Genomic DNA, 20568 nt, shown 5'->3' on the forward strand with positions numbered 1-20568 from the left:
AATTCGTCCACCCTGTTAGCACTTGGCCAGGGTGAGTGCCAGAATTTTAGCCAGAAGCCGCCCTGGATCGGAAGGGCCTCGGGATGCGCGAGAGATGGCGCCTTGGGCCAACCGTTCAAGGTCCCGGGTTCAAAAAAGGTGCGACAGGTGTCCACAATGCGACGCATGTCCGAACCCGTCGCCATCCTCATCGCCTGCCCGCCCGGCGAACCCGCCGCCACCCTCGCCCGTGGCCTGGTCGAAGCCGGCCTCGCCGCCTGCGTGAACCACCTGCCCGGCGTGCGGTCCACCTACCGCTGGAAGGGCGAGATCGTCACCGAGTCCGAAGACCTGCTGCTGGTGAAGACGCTGCGCGAGGCGTTCCCGGCCGTCGAGGCCTGGGTCGTGGCGAACCATCCGTACGACGTGCCCGAGATCGTCGCGCTGCCGTTCGTGGAGGGCCACGCGCCTTACATGGCCTGGCTCGAAGCCAGCGTCGATGCAAGCTAATCAGGGTAGCGCCGGTCATAATGTCCGACGCCCATCGCGGTTCGTCACCGCACCGATCCACGGAGTCGCCATGACGTCGTTTGCCCGCTTCGCGCGGAACCTGATCGCCGGCCTCGGCCTGCTTGCCGCCCTGCCCGCGTTCGCGCAGGGCGAAGACGACCTGCTCCCCGTCACCCAGGCGTTCCGGCTGACGTCCGACGCGAGCCAGCCCGGCACCGTGAAGCTGCACTGGACGATCGCGCCCGACTATTACCTCTATCGCGGACGTATCAAGATCGTGGCGGCGGAACCCGCGGCCGTGAAGCTCGGCGAGCCGACCCTGCCCGACGGCCTGAAGAAACACGACGAGTACCTTGGCGACGTCGAGATCTACCACGGCGACATCGCCGCCACGGTGCCTTACACGCTCGTCGACGCCGCGACGAAGACCCTCGCGCTCGACGTCCAGTACCAGGGCTGCCACGAGGTCGAGCCGAAGATCTGCTATCCGCCGCACACCGAGCACCTGAAGCTCGCGATCGGCGGCCCGTCGACGATTCCCGCCGACACGCCCGTGGCGCCGGCCGCCAGCGCGGCCTCGCTGCTCGGCCCGCCCAAGGCCGTTCCCGGCACCGACGCCGAGCCGCTGCCGGCCGATCAGGCCTTCCGGTTCGAGGCGCTCGTGAAGGATCACGCCAGCCTCCTGCTGCGCTGGACGATGCCGAAGGACTACTACCTCTATCGCGACAAGACGGAGATCAAGGTGACCTCGCCGGCCGGCGTCGCCGCGGGCGAGCCCGACTGGCCGAGCGGCACGGCGCATCACGACGAACACTTCGGCGACACCATCGTCTACTACGACCAGGTGGAACTCCCGGTTCCGCTCACGGGCGCCGGCAACGCGAAGGACGTCGTGCTCGACGTCGCCTACCAGGGCTGCCTGGAGAACGGCGTCTGCTATCCCGTCATGAAGCGCCAGGTGAAGGTCGACCTGGCGGCGGGGACCGCGACGATCGGCGGCGGCAAGACCGACGATCAGGCGACCACGCCGGCCGAGGTCGCTCCGACGCCGCCGCCTCCCGGCCTCACGCCGGGCGGCGACGCTCCGGTCGGCATCCTCGCGGCCATCGGCCTCGCGCTGCTGGGCGGTCTCGTCCTCAACCTCATGCCCTGCGTGCTGCCGGTGCTCTCGCTCAAGGCGATCACGGTGCTCGAAAGCGGCGAGAGCCCCGCCGCCGCGCGCCGGCACGCGCTCTGGTACACGGCGGGCGTGCTCGTCGCGTTCGCCGCGCTCGGCCTGGTCATCGTGGGCATTCGCGCGGCCGGGCACGGCCTGCAGTGGGGCGCCCAGTTCCAGCAGCCCCTGGCCATCGGCCTGCTCGTCTACGTGATGCTGGCGGTCGGCCTGTCGATGTCCGGGGTGTTCGAGATCGGCGGCTCGCTCGGCAACCTCGGCGGTGGCCTGGCCTCGCGCTCGGGCCCGTCGGGGGACTTCTTCACCGGCGTGCTCGCGGTCGTGGTGGCGAGCCCCTGCACCGCGCCGTTCATGGGTTCCGCGATCGCATTCGCGTTCGCGGCCTCGTTACCCGTGGCCTTCCTGATCTTCCTGGCGCTCGGCCTGGGCCTGGCGCTGCCGTTTCTCCTGATGGGCTTCGTCCCCGCCGTCGCCCGCCTGCTCCCACGTCCGGGTCGCTGGATGGAGACCCTCAAGCAGGCGCTCGCCTTCCCGATGTACCTGACGGCCGTCTGGCTGCTCTGGGTGCTGACGAAGCAGCGCGGCGCGGATGCCGCCGCCCTCGTGCTCGGTGGCGGCGTGCTGCTGGCCATGGCCCTGTGGTGGTACGGCCGCAGCCGCGGCGGTCGCCCGCTCGCCTGGGTGTTCACCGGCGTGCTGGCGATCGGCGCCGCCGCCGCGCTGTGGACCGTGCACGGGCTACCTGCGGCCTCGGGCGCGACGGTCACGGCGCAGGACGGCTCCGTGCCGTATTCCCCCGCGAAGCTCGCCGAGCTGCGCGCCGCGGGCACCCCGGTGCTCGTCGACATGACGGCCGACTGGTGCATCACCTGCAAGGCCAACGAGAAGGCGGTGCTCGACACGGACGCCTTCAAGGCGCTGCTCAAGCGCACCGGCACGGTCTACATGAAGGGTGACTGGACCGACGTCAACGCGACCATCGCGGCGTTCCTGGAGCAGTACCACTCGGTCGGCGTGCCGCTGTACGTCGTGTATCCGAAGAACGGTGGCGACGGCCGCAAGCTGTCGACGGTGCTGACCTACGACGGCGTCGAGAAGGCGCTAGAGGCCGCCGCCCATCCATGACGCGGCGACCGACCGCCTGGATCGTCCTGCTCGCCATCGCGGCGGCGGCGACCGGCCTCTACCTCGAGCACCGGCGCGCGCATCCGCCGCCGCCCGCCGGCGTCACGGTCGCGGACGTCGGCGACCTGCCGCCGGACGCGACGTTCGTCAGCGTCGAGGGCAAGCCGCGCCTGCTCTCGGACTGGCGGGGCAAGCGCGTGCTGATCAACTTCTGGGCCACGTGGTGCGCGCCGTGCCGCCGCGAAATGCCGCTGCTGAGCGAGAACGCGGGACGCTACCGCGAACGCAACGTGGCGATCCTCGGCGTGGCCGAGGACTCCGCGAACGCGGTGCGTTCGTACCTCGCCGAACGTCCGGTCGACTACCCGATCGTGCTGGCGGACAACGACGCACCCGGCGGCTCGCTCTCCTTCGGCAACATGCGCCGCGTGTTGCCCTATAGCGTCCTGATCGGCGAGGACGGGCGTATCCTGCGGCGCAAGCTCGGCACCTTTAGCCAGGCGGAACTCGACGACTGGCTCGGACGATGAACGACGCACCCATGCAAACGCCCCCACCCTCCCAAGACGAGGCCATCGACGCCACCCGCACGTGGCTGGAACGCGCCGTCATCGGCCTCAACCTCTGCCCGTTCGCCAAGGCCGTGCAGCGCAAGGGACAGGTCCGCTATGTCGTCAGCGAGGCGACGCAGCCGCTGCAGCTGCACGAGGACCTCGTGCGGGAACTGGAACTCCTGCGCGACACCGATCCGGAAACCACGGACACCACGCTGCTGATCCACCCCTACGTCCTCGGCGATTTCCTCGACTTCAACGAGTTCCTCGAGGTGGCGGACGACACCGTCGCCGACCTCGACCTCGAAGGCGAGATCCAGGTCGCCAGCTTCCACCCCGACTTCCAGTTCGAGGGGACGGCGGCGGACGACATCACCAATTACACGAACCGCTCGCCCTTCCCGACCCTGCATCTCCTGCGCGAAGCCAGTATCGACCGAGCGGTGGCCGCCTTCCCTGACGCCTCGGCGATCTTCGAGACGAACATGCAGACGCTCGACAAGCTGGGGCACGAGGGGTGGAAGCGGCTGTTCGTACACGACAGCGACGACACGAGCGGCTTGTAGGAGCGCACCTGGGCGCGATGGGTGCTTGCGGCGAGCACCCCATCGCGCCCAGGTGCGCTCCTACAAGCGCTATCCCGCCGCATGGCGGCTCCTGCAAGACCATACGGCGGCGTGTGGAAAGTCGCGATCTCCAGCGAACTGCGCCGAACTCCACCGAACTGGACAACGCCGGGCGACAGGCGCACACTTCGCGGCGTTCCGGTGCTCCGGACCCTACGGTACAGGTGAACAGTGGCCAGGATCCTTGTCCTGCACGGACCCAACCTCAATCTGCTTGGCGTGCGCGAGCCCGCGGTCTACGGCAGCGAAACCCTCGCCGACATCAATGCGTCGCTGCTCACCCGCGCCCAGAGGGCGGGACACGACCTCGGCTATTACCAGTCGAACGCCGAAGCCGACCTCATCGGCCGCATCCATCAGGCGCGCGACGAGGGCACCGCCTGGATCCTGATCAACCCGGCCGCCTTCACGCATACGTCGGTGGCCCTGCGCGACGCGCTGGCGGGCGTGGCGATCCCGTTCATCGAGATCCACCTGTCCAACCCGCATGCGCGCGAGCCGTTCCGCCACCACTCGTACCTGTCGGACATCGCGGCGGGCGTGATCTGCGGTTTCGGCGGCGACAGCTACCGGCTGGCGCTCGAAGCCGCGCTGTTGCGCCTGGCCGTTCCGGCCGCCTGATTCCCTTTCGCGGGTGCGCCGCGCGCGCCCGCCCCACCACCAAGAAGGTTTGTCCCATGGACCTGCGCAAGATCAAGAAGCTCATCGACCTGCTCGAGGAATCGAACCTCGCCGAGCTGGAAATCAAGGAAGGCGAAGAGGTGGTCCGCCTGTCCCGCGTGCCGAAGGGCGCCGTCACGGTCGCCGCGCCGCAGGTGATGGCCGCGCCCGCCGCCGCCCCCGTGGCCGCGGCGCCGGTCGCCGCCGCGCCGGCCGCTCCGGCCGCGGACGCCGGCCTCCCGGCCGGCCACGTGGTCAAGGCGCCGATGGTCGGCACGTTCTACGCCGCCTCGACCCCTGGTGCCCCGGCGTTCGCCGCGGTCGGCCAGCAGGTCAAGGCCGGCGAGACGCTGGGCATCATCGAAGCGATGAAGATGTTCAACCAGATCGAGGCCGACGTGTCCGGTACCGTCGTCGCCGTGCTGGTCGAGAACGGCCAGCCGGTGGAATTCGACGAACCGATGTTCGTCATCGCCTGAGGCCCGACCCATGCTTGAGAAGGTCGTCATTGCCAATCGCGGCGAGATCGCGCTGCGGGTGCTGCGCGCGTGCCACGCGCTCGGCATCAAGACGGTCGCGGTGCACTCCACCGTCGATCGCAACCTGAAGCACGTCGGCCTCGCCGACGAATCCGTCTGCATCGGTCCGGGTCCGTCGGCCGAGAGCTACCTCAACATTCCGGCGATCATCGCCGCGGCGGAAATCACCGACGCGGGCGCGATCCATCCGGGGTACGGCTTCCTTTCAGAGAACGCGAACTTCGCCGAGCAGGTCGAGAAGTCCGGCTTCGTGTTCATCGGCCCCACCGCCGACGTCATCCGCCTGATGGGCGACAAGGTCGAGGCCATCCGCGCGATGAAGGCGGCCGGCGTGCCCTGCGTGCCGGGTTCCGGCGGTCCGCTCGGCGACGACGTGGACGAGAACATCCGCATCGCCCGCGAGATCGGCTATCCGGTCATCATCAAGGCGGCCGGCGGCGGCGGCGGTCGCGGCATGCGCGTCGTGCGCACCGAGGCCCACCTCGCCAACTCCATCGTCATGACCAAGCAGGAAGCCAAGGCGGCTTTCAGCAACGATCAGGTGTACATGGAGAAGTTCCTGGAGAATCCGCGCCACGTGGAGATCCAGGTGCTGGCCGACGGCCAGGGCAACGCGATCCACCTCGGCGAGCGCGACTGCTCCATGCAGCGCCGCCACCAGAAGGTCGTCGAGGAAGCGCCGGCGCCGGGCATCACGCCGGAACTGCGCGAGCAGATCGGCAAGGTCTGCGTCGACGCCTGCATCCGCATCGGTTACCGCGGCGCGGGCACGTTCGAGTTCCTGTTCGAGAACGGCCGGTTCTACTTCATCGAGATGAACACCCGCATCCAGGTGGAGCATCCGGTGACGGAGCTGGTGACGGGCATCGACCTCGTCCGCGAGCAGCTGCTCATCGCCAGCGGCCAGAAGCTCTCGATCCGCCAGGAAGACATCGTCCTCACCGGTCACGCCATCGAGTGCCGCGTGAACGCCGAGGATCCCGACACCTTCATGCCGAGTCCCGGCACGGTGAAGCGCTTCGAGGCGCCGGGCGGCCCGGGTGTCCGCGTGGACACCCACCTGTACGACGGCTACCGCATCCCGCCGAACTACGATTCGATGATCGGCAAGATCATCGTGCACGGCCCGGATCGCGCCACCGCCATCGCGCGCATGCGCATGGCCCTGGCCGAGACGGTGATCGAAGGCGTGAAGTGCAACATCCCGCTGCAGCAGCGGATCATGGCCGACGTCGGCTTCCAGCAGGGCGGACAGAACATCCACTATCTGGAAAAGCGCATGGCGGAGCAGAAGGAAACGCCACCGGCCGGTTGATGGCGCACGAAAAAAATCCCGCCTCGGCGGGATTTTTTTTGACTGGAACGGTGGGTCGGCCCGTCAAAGGAACGAGTCGACACCCGATACGCGGGCCAGCGCGTGCATGCCGGCGGGGATGTTCTCGACCGTCAGCACCCTGCCCTGCGTCCGGCTGTGCGCCAGCACGGCCAGTACGGTGGCGAGCCCGGCGCTATCGGACGTGGTCAGGCCACCGAGATCGAGGCGCGACTGCCGCCCCTGGTCGAGCGCGCCGCGCACGCTCGACAGCGCCTCGGACGCCGTGGCGAACGTCAGCGCACCGGAGACCGCGAGGGTCTCCGGTGCGGGCGTGCTCAGTGCGAACGCGGCGGCGGTCACTGCTTCGCGCCACCGGCCTGCTGGAGCTCGTCGATCGCCGCGGAACCCTTCTGCTCGAGATCGGCGGTGAGCTTGTCGAGGCCTTCCTTCTTGATCTCGGCATCGACCTGGTTGCGGTAGTTGGTGATGTACGAGATGCCTTCGATGATCACGTCGTAGGCCTTCCAGTCGCCGCTCGACGACTGGCGGAACGCGTAATCGACCGAGACCGACTTGCCGTCGTCGAGCATGACCTGGGTGCGCACGACCGTGCGCTTCTTGTTGAGGTCGCCGCTGAACGGCAGCACCTTCACGCGGCCACGCGTGTAGTTGAGCAGGCCTTCCGCGTAACGGTGCGTGATGGAGTTGTAGAACGCCTTCGCGAACCGCTCGCGCTGCTGGGGCGTCGCCTTCGTCGCGTTCTGGCCCAGCACGAGGATCGACGCGTAGTCGATGTCGAAGTGCGGCAGGAACGTGTCGTCGATGATGGCGATCAGCTTTTCCTTGTCGTTCTTCAGTTCGGCCTGGTGACCTTCGATGGCCTTGGCGAGGTCGTCGGAGATCTGCTGCACGACCTGCTGGGGCGGCTGCCCCTGCGTGGCGGCGGCCGGAGCCGCGGCCTGCGCGAAGACGGGCGCGGCGGCGGCGGTGGTCATGGCCAGGGCGATGGCGAGTGAAATCTGACGCAACATGCGGGTTGTCTCCTGACCGGCCTTACTTCTTGCCGGCGTTATCGGGTTGGGCAGCGCCCTGGGCGCCGGACTTGTTATCGCTCGGCGATCCGTTCACGAGGAACTTGCCGATCAGGTCTTCCAGCTGGAGCGCGGACTGCGTCAGCACGAAGCTGTCGCCCTCCGCCAGGAACTCCGGCGACCCGCCGGGCTGGATCGCAACATACTGGCTGCCGATCAAACCGCTTGTGAACACCGCCGCGGACGAGTCATCGGGTATCTGGGAGTAGCGCTTGTCGATCGCAAGGGTCACCGTGGCCTGGACGGCGCCCGGCTTCACCACGACGGAATCCACGCTGCCGATCGGCACGCCCGCCATCTTCACCGCCGCGCCCGGCTGCAGGCCGCCGATGTTGGTGAAGTCGCCGGTCACGTGATAGGTGCCGCCCAGGCGATCCGGGGCGCTGCCGCCACCGAAGAACTTGCCGAGCATTTCTTCCAGCTGCTGGGCCGGACGGGTCAGGCCGATTTCGCCACCTTCCTTGACCGGCGTCTTCGACTGGCCGAACTGGATGCCGACGTACTGGTCGCCCAGCAGGCCGCTCGTGTAGATGGTGGCCACGGAGTCGTCGGGGATGTCCTTGTGGCCATCGTCGATGGCGAGCGTGACCTTGGCCTCTTCCTTGCCGGGCACCAGGTCGATGGCCTGGACCGAACCGACGCGCACGCCGGCGATCTTCACCGGCGCCCGCACCTTGAGCTGCCCGACGTTGGCGAAGCGCGTGTCCACCGTGTACGTGGAACCGCTGTGCGAATTGGCGACCGACGTGGTCTGCGTGGCGAGGTACGCCAGCGCGGCGAAGCCGAGCACGATGAACAGACCGGTGCCGACGGCATAGGAACGTCTCTGGGTCACGGCACGATCCTCGAATGCTTGGAAAGGGAAGGAGTGGTCATGGCGGGTCTCCGGTACCTCAGATCAGGAACGAGGTGAGGACGAAGTCCAGCGCCAGGATGGCGATGGACGAGGCGACCACCGTGCGCGTCGTCGCATAGGCGACGCCTTCGCTGGTGGGCGGCGTGGTGTAGCCCTGGAACACCGCGATCAGGGAGACCACGATGCCGAAGGCGATGGATTTCAGCAGGACGCCGTCGACGATGTCCTTGTGGACATCGACGGAGGCGGTCATGTTCGACCAGAACGTGCCGTTGTCGATGCCGAGCCAGGTGACGCCGACCAGGTGGCCACCGAACACGCCCATCGCGCAGAACACGATCGCGAGCAGCGGCAGCGCGATGACGCCGGCGAGGAAGCGCGGCGCGGCCACGTACGCGATGGGGTCGACCGCCATCATCTCCATGGCGTCGAGCTGGTCCGTCGCGCGCATCAGGCCGATCTCCGCGGTGACCGACGTGCCGGCGCGCCCGGCGAAGAGCAGCGCGGTCACGACCGGACCGAGTTCGCGATAGATGGCGATGGCTACGACCGTGCCGGTGGCCGACGTGCCGCCGAAGATCGAGAGCACGTCGTAAAGCTGCAGCCCCAGCACCATGCCGACGAACAGGCCGCAGGTCATGACGATGGTGAGGCTCATCGCGCCGACGAACCAGATCTGCCGCACCGTCTCGCGACCGTGGCGGAAGCTGCGCGGGATCGCCGCCAGGATCGTCAGCAGGAACAGCCCGCAGGCGCCGATCTGCGCCAGGCTGCGAACGACGACGTTGTCGTTCCCGTTGCTCATGCCTTGCCTCCGGGGAAACCGAGCGCGGTGGCGTAGTCGCCCGCGGGATACTGGAACGGCACCGGGCCGTCGGCCTCGCCACCGAAGAACTGCGCGGTCCACGGCGAGCCGTCGGTCGCCAGCGTGGCCGGCGCGCCCTGCGCCACGACCTTGCCGTTGGCGATGAGGTACACGTGGTCGGCCACCTTCTGCACGGCGGCCAGCTCGTGCGCGACGAGCACGCTGGTGATGCCCAGCGTCTGGTTGAGCGTGCGGATCAGCAGCAGCACCTGGTTCAGCGCGATGGGATCGAGTCCGACGAACGGTTCGTCGTAGAGGATCAGCGCCGGGTCGAAGACGATCGCGCGCGCGAGCGCCACGCGACGCGCCATGCCGCCCGAGAGCTCGGTGGGCATGAGGCGCGCGGCGCCGCGCAGGCCCACGGCCTGCAGCTTGGTGAGCACGATGTTGCGGATCAGCTCTTCCGGCAGGCGCGTGTGCTGGCGCAGCGGGAACGCGACATTCTCGAAGACGTCGAAGTCGGTGAGCAGCGCCGAATTCTGGAACAGGTATCCGATGCGCTCGCGCAGCTCGAACAGGCGCTCGCGCGACAGCGCCGGGACGTTCTGGCCGTCGAGTTCCACGCTGCCCGCGTCGCCGCGCATCTGCCCCGTGATGTGCTTCAGCAGCGTGGTCTTGCCGGTGCCGCTGGGGCCCATGATGGCCGTGACCTTGCCTCGCGGGATGTCGAGGTCGAGGTTGTCGAAGATCGTCTTGCCGTTGAGGACGGTGGTCAGGCCGCGGATGCGGACGATGGCGTCGTCGGTCATGGTGCGAGGAGCTCCTCGATCAGCGTGGCGTGGCGGTGCGCCGACCACGGCGTGCGCTGGCGCACGGCGCGCACGATCGCCTGGAGGTCGCCCAGGGCGTCCTCGAAGCGGTCGTTGACGATGATGTAGTCGAACTCGTGCGCGTGGGCGATTTCCTCGCGCGAGTTGAACAGGCGGCGCTCGATCACGTCCGGCGCGTCCGAGCCGCGGCCACGAAGGCGGCGTTCCAGCTCGACGCGGGACGGCGGCAGGATGAACACGCTGACGCAGTCCGGCTTGCCCTTGCGCACCTGGCGCGCGCCCTGCCAGTCGATTTCCAGCAGGACGTCGGAGCCCGTCGCCAGCTTTTCCTCCACGACCGTGCGCGACGTGCCGTAGAGGTTGCCGTGGACTTCGGCGTGCTCGAGGAAGATGCCGTCGGCGATCTCGCGCTCGAAATCCGGGCGCTCGACGAAGAAATAATGGCGGCCGTACTGCTCGCCGACACGCGGCGGCCGCGTGGTGTGGGAGATCGACAGGGAAATGGCCGGTTCGCGTTCGAGCAGCGCATTGACCAACGTGGACTTTCCCGCACCGGAAGGCGCGGCCACCACGAACAGGGTGCCTTCGATCATCCGCGGGTATCTCGTTGGGGGTTCATGGCTCGCTCCCGGTGGCACCGGCGCGCCGACGGGTCGGCATCGGCACGCGTCCTGTTTGTGCAAAGGGGGATTGTACCGGGTTTCGCCTATCGGCCGCCTTTCCGTCGCGCCCGTCGGCTACGACGCCAGATCGATGGGGAACGGCTCCGCTGCGCCGTCCGGCGCCGCCACGTACCGCCCCGGCGAGACGCCCACGATGCGTTTGAACGCATGGCTGAAGGCGCTTTCGGACGCGTAACCGAGTTCCCTCGCCAGCGTCGCGACGGGCACGCCGCCCCGGCGAAGCGCGTGGACGGCCAGACGCATCCGCCACTGCGCGAGGTAGGTCAGCGGCGCGACCCCAGCGGCCGCGCGGAAACGCGAGGCGAAGACGGTCCGCGACATGGCGGCGGCCCGGGCCAGCTGTTCCAGCCGCCACGGCTGGTCGGGGCGCTCGTGCATCAGCCGGAGCGCGGGTGCGAGCCGGGGATCCGCGGCGAGGCCGAGCCAGCCCGCGCGTATCGGCGCGCCCGAGGCGAGATGGGCCCGCAGCAGGTGGACGAAGAGCAACTGCGCCAGCTGCGTGGAGGCGAGACCGGCGCCCGGGAGATCGCCCGCGCTCTCGTCCACCATCCTGTCGACGATCCAGCGCATCGCCTGCGCTTCCGGGGCGTTTCCGCGCACGTGGACCAGCGGCGGCAAGGCCTCCGCGAGCATCGCCGCATAGGCGCGGTCCACGCGGACGTGCCCTCCGATCATGAGCACGTCGTCGCCCCTGCCGGCGGCCACGATGGGCGTCGCCCGGCCCGAGAACAGGACGTGCGCCTCGACCGGCGCGATCGACACGTCGCTGGCCATGACGAAGGCCTCGGGCGCGACGAGGAGGAGCACGTCACCGGATTCGATCCGCACGGTCTCGCCGCTATCGGCCAGGCGTAGCCAGAGGTCACCGCGGACCGCGGCGAAGAACTTGAGCTTGTCCGGGGCGGGAAAGCGGATCGCCCAGTCGCCGCCGGCGGTGAAACCGCCCGAGACGACCGATTCGACGCTCGCCAGCCGGAGGATGTCCGAGATGGGATCGAAGGCCATTTCCGGACGATCGGGCATGTAAGACGCACTTTCAAGCATTCATCGTTCGACGCGACGCACGTACGCTGGAATCGCCATCCCCGAGGAGATTCACATGCGCACCCCGCAAAGCCCCATCCATTCCGGCTTCACCGCCGCCTCCACCGCCAGCGACGTGCTCGCGGGCATCGACCTTTCCGGCAGGACCGCGATCGTCACGGGCGGTTACTCCGGCATCGGCGTCGAAACGACGCGCGCACTTCGCGCGGCCGGCGCGCGCGTCATCGTGCCCGCCCGCGATCTCGACAAGGCGGCCCGCACCCTCGCCGGTATCGACGCCGAGGTCCACCCGATGGACCTCGCGGACCCCGCCTCCATCGACGCCTTCGCGGCACGCTTCGTCGCCCGGGACGAACCGCTGCACATCCTGATCAACGGCGCCGGCATCATGGCGCCCCCGCTGACGCGCGACCGCCGCGGCTACGAAATGCAGTTCGCGACGAACCACCTCGGCCACTTCCAGCTGACCGCCCGTCTCTGGCCCGCCCTGGCCCGCGCGCGCGGCGCACGCGTCGTCTCGGTCTCGTCGCGCGGCCACCGCTTCGCGGCCGTCGACTTCGACGATCCGCACTTCGAGCGTCGCGCGTACGATCCCTGGGTCGCGTACGGCCAGTCGAAGACCGCCAACGTGCTGTTCGCCGTCGCGCTCGACACGCGCGGACGCGATCACGGCGTGCGCGCGTTCGCGCTGCATCCGGGCGCCATCGTCACCGACCTCGCGCGGCACATGAGCCAGGACGACCTGCGCGCACGCGGCGCCATCGATGACGAAGGCCGGCCGGTCGTCGATCTCGCGCGCGGCCTGAAGAGCGTGCAGCAGGGCGCGTCGACGAGCGTATGGACGGCCACGAGTCCGCGCCTCGACGGGATGGGCGGCGTGTACTGCGAGGACAACGACATCTCGCCGATCCTGACCGACGCCGACGCCACGATCGGCAATCTCAGCGAGGACGTCGGGGTGCGGCCCTGGGCGATCGATCCCGACAGCGCGGAGCGGCTCTGGACGCTGAGCGAGGCGCTCAGCGGCGTGACGTTCCTCTCACCTCACCGCGAGATCGCATAGATACAAGTGAAAGCATCATCACGCGAAAACGACGGCTTAATACGATCGGGAGCATCGTGGTATCCGCTCCGTGGCGCGGACGCCGCGGAGTCCACCCGGCCCATCGATCTACGCTCACGGAGGTACTTCCCCCGCTTTCCGTGAGGACGCGAGTACCGGCTCGCCCCACCGGCTTTGCGCACGCCTTTCGTGCGATCGAGGCATGGTCATGTACGTCGCCGATTCACTCAACGCACTAACGTTCTTCCCGCACCAGGTGCACTTCGAAACCGTGCGCGACGCGGACAACGCCCGCCGGCACAACTGGTCGCCGGGCTATTACGAGGACCCTGACATCTCTCTCGAGCATCGCGTCGGCAGCGCGGCCGGCGTGGCGGCCACCGCGCCGCCGCTCGAAGCGATGGAGAAGGGACAGTCCATCGACGGCGAGCTCGACGCCGTTCCCGCGTAAGCGGGGCCACGGCGCCGCAGCCGTTACGGCGAGGCGCGAACTCCCGGCCCCCGATAAACCACCCCACCCTTCATCACGAACGCGACCCGCGCCAGCGACCCCACGTCCCTGGTCGGGTCGCCCTGCACGGCGATGATGTCCGCCTCGAGCCCAGGCTTCAGCTGGCCGATGCGCTCCTGCTGGCGCAGCACCTTCGCGTCGACCGCGGTCGCGGCGAGCAGCGCCCGCGCCGGCGACATGCCGTCGCGCACCATCCACTCCAGTTCCTTGTAGTTGCTGCCGTGCGTGAACACGCCGACGTCGCTGCCGTTGCCGATGGTGACGCCCGCCTCCATCGCGAGCCGGAACGCACGCGCGGCCTTCTGCATCGCCTCCGTCGGCGGCTGGCCGGGTTTCCAGCCACCGAAGTATTCCGCGTACGCGGCGCTGGCCTCGAGCGTGGGCATGAAGGCCACGCCGTGTTTCTTCATGAGCGCGAACACCTCGGCGGTGCCGTCGTAGCCGTGCTCGATCGTGTCCACGCCCGCCATGACGGCGCGCCGCATGCCCTCGGGCGTGCTCGAATGCACGGCCACGGGCAGGCCCAGCGCGTGGGCCGTCTCGACGGCGACGTTCAGTTCCTCCTGGCTCAACGTCGGAGACGATCCCTTCGCCTTGCCGCAGTGATAGTCGGCGTAAAGCTTGATCCAGTCCGCGCCGTGGGCCGCCTGATCGCGCACCGCGTCGATCATCTGCGCGGTGCCGCTGACCGGCGCCGCGCCCTGCGGAAGGTCGATGTCGTCGCGAAAGCCCAGTGGACCGGGTCCGTAGCAATGGCCCGCGACGATCGCACGTGTGGCGACGAAGAGACGCGGCCCGGGAATCAGCCCCGTGTCGATCGCATGCTGCACGTCGACATCCGCGTATCCCGCGCCTTCCGTGCCGAGATCGCGCAGTGTCGTGAATCCGCTCATCAGGGTGTCGCGCGCGTGCTTCACCGCCTGCACGGTGCGGAACGCGAGCGTCTCCTTCAGCACCTGGTCGTTCCAGAGCGTCTCGTTGTACGGATGCAGGAAGAGGTGCGAGTGCGCGTCGATCAGGCCCGGCAGCAACGTCGTGCCCGGCAGGTCCACCGTCTGCACGCCCGACGGCACGGCGACCTTCGCCGCCGGTCCGACATCGACGATCTTCCCGCCTCGCACGAGCACCACCCAGCCGTCGTGCGCTTCTTCGCTGCGGGCGTCGAACACGCGGTCGGCCTTGAGCAGATACGTCGCCGCGTCCTCGGCCATGGCCGACGCGCAGAACGCCATGGCACAGGCCGCGAACAGTTTCCGCCAACCCATCATCGTTCTCCCCTCGATAAGTCATGCATGCCGGCCATCGAAGATCGACACGTCCGGCAGACACACGCCATCACTCCCCCGGATGGTACGTCCGCTCGACGTGCCCTTCGAGCTCGTCCGGCCAGAAGTAGACCGGGCGCAGATGGCCCGTCGTATAGCGCTCGGCTTCGTCGTTGAAATGCTTCGATGCCGGGTCGCCGCTTTCGCCACCCGCGGTGATCGCGCGGGCGCGCACCCGGTCGCCGAATTCGACCACCGCGACGAAGCTGTTGCCGCTGATGCCGTAGTAGCGCTTCGTTCCGGGCCAGCGATGCGCGCCGAACGAGGCCAGCGAGCCCCAGCGCGACGACGTGAACGGCACGGGGATGCTCGGCTTCGCATCGTCGAAGCGCTGCCTGATGGCACCGTCGACGCGCTGGAAGCGGTTGACCTCACCCCACGGTACGCCCCAGCCGCCGAAGTCCTTCTCCAGCCGGTCGGCCGCTTCGGCAAGCGCGTCGAGCCGCGCCTTCGGCCCGGCCTTCCCGGCCATGACGTCGTAGACCGACAGACCTTCCTCGTTGTCGAGCTTGCTCGCCTTGTCCCACAGGATGTCGCCCCAGAAGACGGCGAGCGACGTGGGCATCGACGCGATGCCCCAGCGGTAGTCCCAGTGGCGCAGCAGGCCGACGGGGCCGGCGAGCCTGGCCTTCAGCGGATCGGACGCGGGCAGCGCGTCGTAGTCGGCGATGAGGATCGGCAACTGGCGTGCGAACGCCGGCAGGAACGGATCGAACGCCGCGTCGATCAGCGACGCCAGCGTGAAGTCGCGGCGCCCCGTGAGGACGCGCGTCGCGTGCAGACCGCGCGGATTCTCGCCCACCGCGTCCATGTAACGCGGATAGTCCGATGCCTTCGGGCTATCGGGGCCCGCCGCCCACCATGGGCCGTCGTTGGTGTTGAAGATCCAGCCGGTCGGTGGATTGAACAGGCGCGGCGCCGCGTCCAGTGGCAGCAGTCCTTGCCAGTCGGCCGCGGGATCGCTGCCGTCGACCGGCTTCGTATAGTCGAAGCGGTCGTCGCGCTTCGGAATGAACTGTGGATGCAGGTACGCGATGTTCCCCTTGTCGTCCGCGTAGATGGTGTTGTTCGACGAGTTCGCCTTGAGCGCTGCGACCTTCATGTACGCCGCGTAATCGTTCGCTTTCGTGCGCAGCCAGCTCTGCTGCAGTGCCGCCAGCGGCCTGTTCATGAGGGCGATGGCGATCCACTTGCCGCCCTCGTCGCGGATCACCGGGCCATGGTGCGTGCCGTACACGGTGAAGCGCCGCTCGGCACGGGTGCCGTCGTCGGCGCGCACGATCAGGGCGACCTCCCGCGACGTGACGGGACGCCAGCGATCCCCATGGCGATAGACGAGGCGACCGTCGCGGCGCTCGACGGTTTCGGCGAACTCGTCCACGGCATCGAGCGTCGTCGACGTATGCATCCACCCGATGTGGCGATTGAAGCCCTGGTAGATGAAGAACTGCCCCCACGTCACCGCGCCATAGGCGTCGAGCCCCTCGTCACTCGACATCTGCAGCTCGGAGCGGAAGAAGAACGACGTGTGCGGATTGATGAGCAGCAGCGCATGCCCATCCACGGTCAGCTTCGGTGCGATGGCGATGCCGTTCGAACCGGTCGGCTCCGCCCAGCTCGACGGCGGCACGAACTGCGCGAGCGCACCGGCCGGGTCCTTGCCGTAGAAGGCCTGCAGCTTCGCGGTGGACACGCGCTCGATGTCTCCGCCGATGCTGCCTTCGCTGAAACTGAGCGCCATCCAGGGTTCGAAACGGCGAATGACACGCGGATGCGTTTCAGGATGCGTGGCGAGGTAGTGGTTGAGCCCGTCGGCCCACGCGTCCATCAGACGCTTCAGCCATGCCGGGCTGCGCGCGTAGTCGCGCTTGAGATCGTCGGGATCGATGAAGATCCGCTGGCGCAGGTCCTGCCAGAGAGCGGATTCGCCTTCCGCCTCCGCCAGCCGGCCGAGCGCGACGAGATAGTTGGTCTCGACGCGGTTGAAGTCATCTTCGGCCTGCGCGTACGCCATGCCGAAGACCGCGTCCGCATCCGTTCGGCCATGGACGTGCGCGATGCCCCAGTCGTCGCGCACGATGGTCACCGCCTGCGCCTCGCGCTTCAGCCGCGCGGTATCGTCCTCGGCGTTCGCGACATGCGCGGTGAACAACCCGAAGGCCGCGGCGGTGACAAGCACGGTCGTACGCATCGACATCCCCCGTTGGCGTCAGCCTCCTATCCTACTCAACGCCCGCACCGTTTGCCGGTGCGCGCGGCGGGGTACGGTCAACCGCCCGGATGCGTCAGCGCGTAGTCGATCGCCGCGCGCACCGCCGCCACCTGCGCGTCGTTGCACTGCCGCGGCGTCGCACGCAGGCTGTCGGGATAGACCTCGGTCGTCGTCGTGTAGCGCGCGTTCGTGATGCCCGCACACAGCCCGAGCGCTTTCAGGTCGTACTCGATCACGCCCGGCGCGACCACCGGCGAACCGATGATCTCGCCGTTCGCGTCGGCAGGCGCGATGTGCGTCACCTGCGCCACCGCCTCGATCACCGCCTTCTGAAACGCGGGCTGCGGGTTCGCGGTGTCGTCGACGAGGTAGAAGCCGTCCGGAATCTCGCCCGGCTCGTACGCCTTGCCGTCGCGCGCGGCGAGCGCCGGTCGAAATTCCGACTCGTCGGAATCGGTGGTTTCGTGCAGGTCGATGTGCATCAGCGCGACGTCGCGCAACGGTGCCAGCAACGCGACCAGCGCGGCCGACTCCTGCGACGGGCTTCCCTCGCGAAAATTGCGGTTGGGGTCGATGGCGTCGGGGTTCCAGCGATGGATGCGCTCGTACGCCCAGGGGCTCACGCACGGCACCACCAGCACGTTCGCGCGGCCGTCGTAGTCACGGCCATGATCGGCAAGGAACTGCAGCGCGCCATGCACGCCGCTGGTTTCGTAGCCGTGCACGCCACCGGTCACCACCATCGTCGGCAGCGCGTCGTTCCAGCCGCGGCTGCGCACCGCGAGGAACGGGTAGCGCGTGCCGTCGTAGGTCACCGAGCCGTACTCCACGACGTCGAAGTCGCGCCGCATCGGCTCGATGGCGGCCACCACGTCGTCGGCGTGGCTGCGCCGCTTGCGTTGCAGCGCCCGCCACGCCGCGATGTCCGCGGGGCTCCAGGGCTTTCCGGGTGTGCCGATCGGGTACGGGGCGTGCGGGGTCATGGCGGCTCGCTGGGATTCGGGATCGCCACGCACTTTAGCATCCGCGCCCCAGCGGCCCCAGTGGATCAGAACGCGTAACTGATCATCAGCCGGTTGTTCGTCCACGACCGGTTGCCCGGGTTGAGGTTGTTGGTGCCGCCGACGGTGTGCTCCCAGCGGTCGCGCAGCTGGAGCCCCTTCAGCACGTTGTCGAGCTTCCAGATGACGTCCATGTACAGGTTGTGGCTGACGCCGCGCAGCACGGTGTCGTAGCGCGCGTAGGCCGCCGCGACCACGAGATCGTCGTGCAGCATCGCGTACTGCGCCCTCGCCTTCCATGCGGTGCCCGGGCCCAGTTCCACGAGACCGCGCAGCATGGATGTCGTGTAGAGCGGGTCCGTCGCATAGCTGTTCGTATAGGGCGAGATGATCGCGCCGGCACCGGTCGCGTTGCGGTCGCTGTCGAGCTTGTTGTACGCGACGTCGAACTTCGCCTTGCCCACGCCCACGCCGGCGTCGACGCCCCAGGCGGACGCGTCGACGCGCTCGCCCGCCACGCCGGTGATCGGCGTGTGCGTGCCGACGAGGACGTTGCCCGAGCCGCTGGTCTCGCGTACGACCTGCGCACCGAGGAACGGCTTGAACGCGCCCACGGCGGCGAACGTGTACGTGCCATCCACGTAGCCCATCCGACCGAAATGCTCGAAGTCGTAGTACCAGGCCTGCGCCTTCAACGCCTTCGACGTGTAGGTGCCACCGAGTGCCGTGGTGCCGTCCTGCGAGCGTGCGGACCGCGGAAGGGCCCCGTTGTTTCCGTACATGCTGTCGCCGTGGTACGTCGACGGGTAATAGACGTTATCGTCGTTGTAGCCCTCCGACGTGCGGCTCTTCCAGCGCAGCGTGCGGATCGCATAGATGTCCCAGCCCTTCGCCGGCCGGAAGTCCACCATCGCGCCCTGATACGACGCGGGGACCACGCGCGAATCGGACTGCCCCATCCACGGCGTGTTGAGGTACTGGTCGCCCGCGCGCACCGTCACCCATGGATTCGCGTATTCGACGAAGGCCTGCGTGAAGCCGTCGATGGTGTTGCCCGGCCCCATCAGCGACGTATCGATACGCCCGGTGTCGTGCGACTGGGTGCCGAACGAATGCGCGGAGAACCCGGTGGCGACCGCGCTGAATCCGCCGACGCTTCCGCTACGCACGGTGAGCAGGCCCGTCAGCGAGTTGGCGAACTGGTCCTTGGTCGACGGGTTGTCGTAGTCGCGATCGAAGCGGTACAGCCTGACCTCGCCGTTGACCTTCGCGTCGCGGAAGAAGTCGTCGGCATGCGCGCCCGCCACGACGCCGGCGAGCAAGGCCGTCGCGATGAGTGCGCGGCGCATCAGAGAACCCCCAGGGCGAGGTGACGATCGGCCATGGCGGCCGCTGCGGCGTCGCGATGCGCGCCGATGAAGGAAGATGGCATGAGGCAACGTGTTCCCGTTCGTAAGAAACCCGGCGCGTGGCCGGGCCAAGGGTCAGGCGGTAGTCTGCACCGGAAACAAGGATACGCCATTGGAGCGAATTGCCGCGATTAGCGGATGACTGACTTGCGCACGAGCGTGTCGAACGCCGCGGCCGTCTGCTCGTCACTGAAGTCGCAGTGCCCGTCGCCCACCGGATCGAGCACGGTCAGCCACCGTCCGCTCCCCGCGGCCTTGACCTGCGCCGGATACACGCCGTGGAATCGTGCCGGGATGGTCGGATCGAACGTGTTCCACTGCATCACGAGCGGGGTATCGATGCGGCCCGTGAGGGCGACGTTGTCCTTCGCATAGGCCGCCGCCTTCGGCGAGGCGGCATAGCGGCGCGCCTTGCGATTGACCGCCGCGTCGTCGCCGAAGCCTTCGTACACATCCTTGCGATTGTCGACGGGCATGCCGCCCGCGCGTCGTTCGATCTCGCGCAGCCCGAGGTAGTACAGGGCCAGCGTCGGCAGCGTTTCCGGCCGCTCCTCGAGACGCTTCGCGAGCACGGCGGCCTCGTTCGGATGCTTTTCCAGCGCGCTGGCGATGACGCCCGGATCGATCGCCGGCGGCGAACCGGGTGCGGCGAGGTCGGGGATCACGCCCGGAATCAATGCGTCGAACGCGACCAGCGGCTCCACGATCCCCTTCGCAAGAAATTCCGGCGTCGACACCGTCAACCCGCAGGTGATCATCGCGCCCGTGTAAGCGTGCGGATGGCGCTCGATGCTCGCGGCGACCGCGAGCCCACCCAGCGAGAACCCGTAGAGATAGGTATGCGCCGGACGCACGTATGTCTTCGCGAAGTACTGGCGAAGACGCTCCGTATCGGCGACGGCGTCGCTCACCGCCCAGCCCTGCGACGCGTACTGGCTCTGGGCCACCGCGAAACCCTTCCCCAGGAACACCGGCGTCGCATCCGCGGCCGCCATCGGCGTCGAGACCGGAGCCCCCACGGGCTGGTAGCCATGCATCAGCATGACGAGGTCGCCGTTCCAGTTCGGCGGCACATCGATGCGGTAGGACGCTCCGTTCAACGTACCGCTGTAGGTGCCTTGTGCGGGCTCAGCCGCATGGAGCGGCCATGATGCGACGACGCTGCAGGCGAAGCCGATCATCGCCATGCGGGTTGAACGTCGCCATGCTGCAGGGACCATCACGTCGCTCCGGTCGTGAAAACTGAGGCATTAAGC

21 protein-coding genes are annotated in these 20568 nt (G+C 68.3%); 9 read left to right on the forward strand and 12 right to left on the reverse strand.

The annotated features are described in order from the left end of the window. Window positions 1-165 precede the first annotated feature (165 nt). The 7 genes from cutA (at window position 166) to accC (ending at window position 6482) form a co-directional block, all read left to right on the forward strand. On the forward strand, window positions 166-489 hold the full coding sequence (gene cutA, locus J2X58_RS12160) for a divalent-cation tolerance protein CutA (RefSeq protein ID WP_310048488.1): 324 nt from the start codon (window positions 166-168) through the stop codon (window positions 487-489). A gap of 70 nt (window positions 490-559) precedes the next feature. Beyond that, window positions 560-2788: a protein-disulfide reductase DsbD gene (locus tag J2X58_RS12165; RefSeq protein WP_310048490.1), complete on the forward strand. Its 2229-nt coding sequence runs from the start codon at window positions 560-562 to the stop codon at window positions 2786-2788. Further along, a complete protein-coding gene (locus J2X58_RS12170) occupies window positions 2785-3318 on the forward strand; it encodes a TlpA disulfide reductase family protein (RefSeq protein WP_090175355.1) in 534 nt (177 codons plus the stop codon). The genes J2X58_RS12165 and J2X58_RS12170 overlap by 4 nt, the downstream gene beginning before the upstream one ends. A gap of 11 nt (window positions 3319-3329) precedes the next feature. Then, window positions 3330-3908, forward strand: coding sequence for a DUF1415 domain-containing protein (locus J2X58_RS12175; protein ID WP_310048493.1), 579 nt, complete (start codon window positions 3330-3332; stop codon window positions 3906-3908). A gap of 231 nt (window positions 3909-4139) precedes the next feature. After that, a complete protein-coding gene (gene aroQ / locus J2X58_RS12180; RefSeq protein ID WP_090056289.1) occupies window positions 4140-4589 on the forward strand; it encodes a type II 3-dehydroquinate dehydratase in 450 nt (149 codons plus the stop codon). Window positions 4590-4645: 56 nt separating this feature from the next. After that, a complete protein-coding gene (accB, locus tag J2X58_RS12185; RefSeq protein WP_090056287.1) occupies window positions 4646-5107 on the forward strand; it encodes an acetyl-CoA carboxylase biotin carboxyl carrier protein in 462 nt (153 codons plus the stop codon). A 10-nt stretch (window positions 5108-5117) separates the two neighbouring features. After that, window positions 5118-6482: an acetyl-CoA carboxylase biotin carboxylase subunit gene (gene accC / locus J2X58_RS12190; protein ID WP_090056284.1), complete on the forward strand. Its 1365-nt coding sequence runs from the start codon at window positions 5118-5120 to the stop codon at window positions 6480-6482. Between the two features lie 63 nt (window positions 6483-6545). On the opposite strand, the gene J2X58_RS12195 is transcribed toward accC, so the two are convergent. The 7 genes from J2X58_RS12195 to J2X58_RS12225 all read right to left on the reverse strand — a co-directional run bounded on the left by J2X58_RS12195 (window position 6546) and on the right by J2X58_RS12225 (window position 11770). After that, on the reverse strand, window positions 6546-6842 hold the full coding sequence (locus J2X58_RS12195; RefSeq protein ID WP_090175354.1) for an STAS domain-containing protein: 297 nt from the start codon (window positions 6840-6842) through the stop codon (window positions 6546-6548). Continuing rightward, a complete protein-coding gene (locus tag J2X58_RS12200; RefSeq protein WP_090056280.1) occupies window positions 6839-7513 on the reverse strand; it encodes an ABC transporter substrate-binding protein in 675 nt (224 codons plus the stop codon). The genes J2X58_RS12195 and J2X58_RS12200 overlap by 4 nt, the downstream gene beginning before the upstream one ends. 22 nt (window positions 7514-7535) lie before the next feature. Continuing rightward, window positions 7536-8408 (reverse strand): outer membrane lipid asymmetry maintenance protein MlaD, encoded by an 873-nt coding sequence (gene mlaD, locus J2X58_RS12205; protein ID WP_090056278.1) that lies wholly within the window; start codon window positions 8406-8408, stop codon window positions 7536-7538. Between the two features lie 58 nt (window positions 8409-8466). Beyond that, window positions 8467-9234 (reverse strand): lipid asymmetry maintenance ABC transporter permease subunit MlaE, encoded by a 768-nt coding sequence (gene mlaE / locus J2X58_RS12210; RefSeq protein ID WP_310048498.1) that lies wholly within the window; start codon window positions 9232-9234, stop codon window positions 8467-8469. Continuing rightward, window positions 9231-10043, reverse strand: coding sequence for an ABC transporter ATP-binding protein (locus J2X58_RS12215; RefSeq protein WP_090056274.1), 813 nt, complete (start codon window positions 10041-10043; stop codon window positions 9231-9233). The genes mlaE and J2X58_RS12215 overlap by 4 nt, the downstream gene beginning before the upstream one ends. Beyond that, a complete protein-coding gene (gene gmk / locus J2X58_RS12220; RefSeq protein WP_310048501.1) occupies window positions 10040-10657 on the reverse strand; it encodes a guanylate kinase in 618 nt (205 codons plus the stop codon). Before gmk ends, J2X58_RS12215 begins: the two co-directional genes overlap by 4 nt. Window positions 10658-10801: 144 nt before the next feature. Continuing rightward, window positions 10802-11770, reverse strand: coding sequence for an AraC family transcriptional regulator (locus J2X58_RS12225; protein WP_217642656.1), 969 nt, complete (start codon window positions 11768-11770; stop codon window positions 10802-10804). 76 nt (window positions 11771-11846) lie between these two features. Here J2X58_RS12225 and J2X58_RS12230 point away from each other — a divergent pair, with 76 nt between their 5' ends. Together J2X58_RS12230 and J2X58_RS12235 are read left to right on the forward strand one after the other, a co-directional pair. Continuing rightward, window positions 11847-12854 carry an oxidoreductase gene (locus J2X58_RS12230; protein WP_310048504.1) on the forward strand — a complete coding sequence of 336 codons (1008 nt, stop codon included), beginning with the start codon at window positions 11847-11849 and terminating at the stop codon, window positions 12852-12854. 202 nt (window positions 12855-13056) lie between these two features. Continuing rightward, on the forward strand, window positions 13057-13305 hold the full coding sequence (locus tag J2X58_RS12235) for a hypothetical protein (RefSeq protein WP_310048506.1): 249 nt from the start codon (window positions 13057-13059) through the stop codon (window positions 13303-13305). A 23-nt stretch (window positions 13306-13328) separates the two neighbouring features. On the opposite strand, the gene J2X58_RS12240 is transcribed toward J2X58_RS12235, so the two are convergent. From J2X58_RS12240 to J2X58_RS12260, 5 genes are all read right to left on the reverse strand, one after another. Next, complete coding sequence (locus J2X58_RS12240) at window positions 13329-14630, reverse strand: amidohydrolase family protein (RefSeq protein ID WP_310048507.1); 1302 nt, start codon at window positions 14628-14630, stop codon at window positions 13329-13331. A 70-nt stretch (window positions 14631-14700) separates the two neighbouring features. After that, window positions 14701-16881 carry a penicillin acylase family protein gene (locus tag J2X58_RS12245; protein WP_310048508.1) on the reverse strand — a complete coding sequence of 727 codons (2181 nt, stop codon included), beginning with the start codon at window positions 16879-16881 and terminating at the stop codon, window positions 14701-14703. A 77-nt stretch (window positions 16882-16958) separates the two neighbouring features. After that, window positions 16959-17885: a M14 family metallocarboxypeptidase gene (locus tag J2X58_RS12250; RefSeq protein WP_310048509.1), complete on the reverse strand. Its 927-nt coding sequence runs from the start codon at window positions 17883-17885 to the stop codon at window positions 16959-16961. Between the two features lie 65 nt (window positions 17886-17950). After that, a complete protein-coding gene (locus J2X58_RS12255; RefSeq protein WP_310048511.1) occupies window positions 17951-19252 on the reverse strand; it encodes an OprD family outer membrane porin in 1302 nt (433 codons plus the stop codon). Window positions 19253-19443: 191 nt separating this feature from the next. Continuing rightward, complete coding sequence (locus tag J2X58_RS12260; RefSeq protein WP_310048514.1) at window positions 19444-20412, reverse strand: hypothetical protein; 969 nt, start codon at window positions 20410-20412, stop codon at window positions 19444-19446. Window positions 20413-20568: the final 156 nt, after the last annotated feature.

The sequence above is a fragment of the Luteibacter sp. 3190 genome (assembly GCF_031456385.1).
GTDB lineage: Bacteria > Pseudomonadota > Gammaproteobacteria > Xanthomonadales > Rhodanobacteraceae > Luteibacter.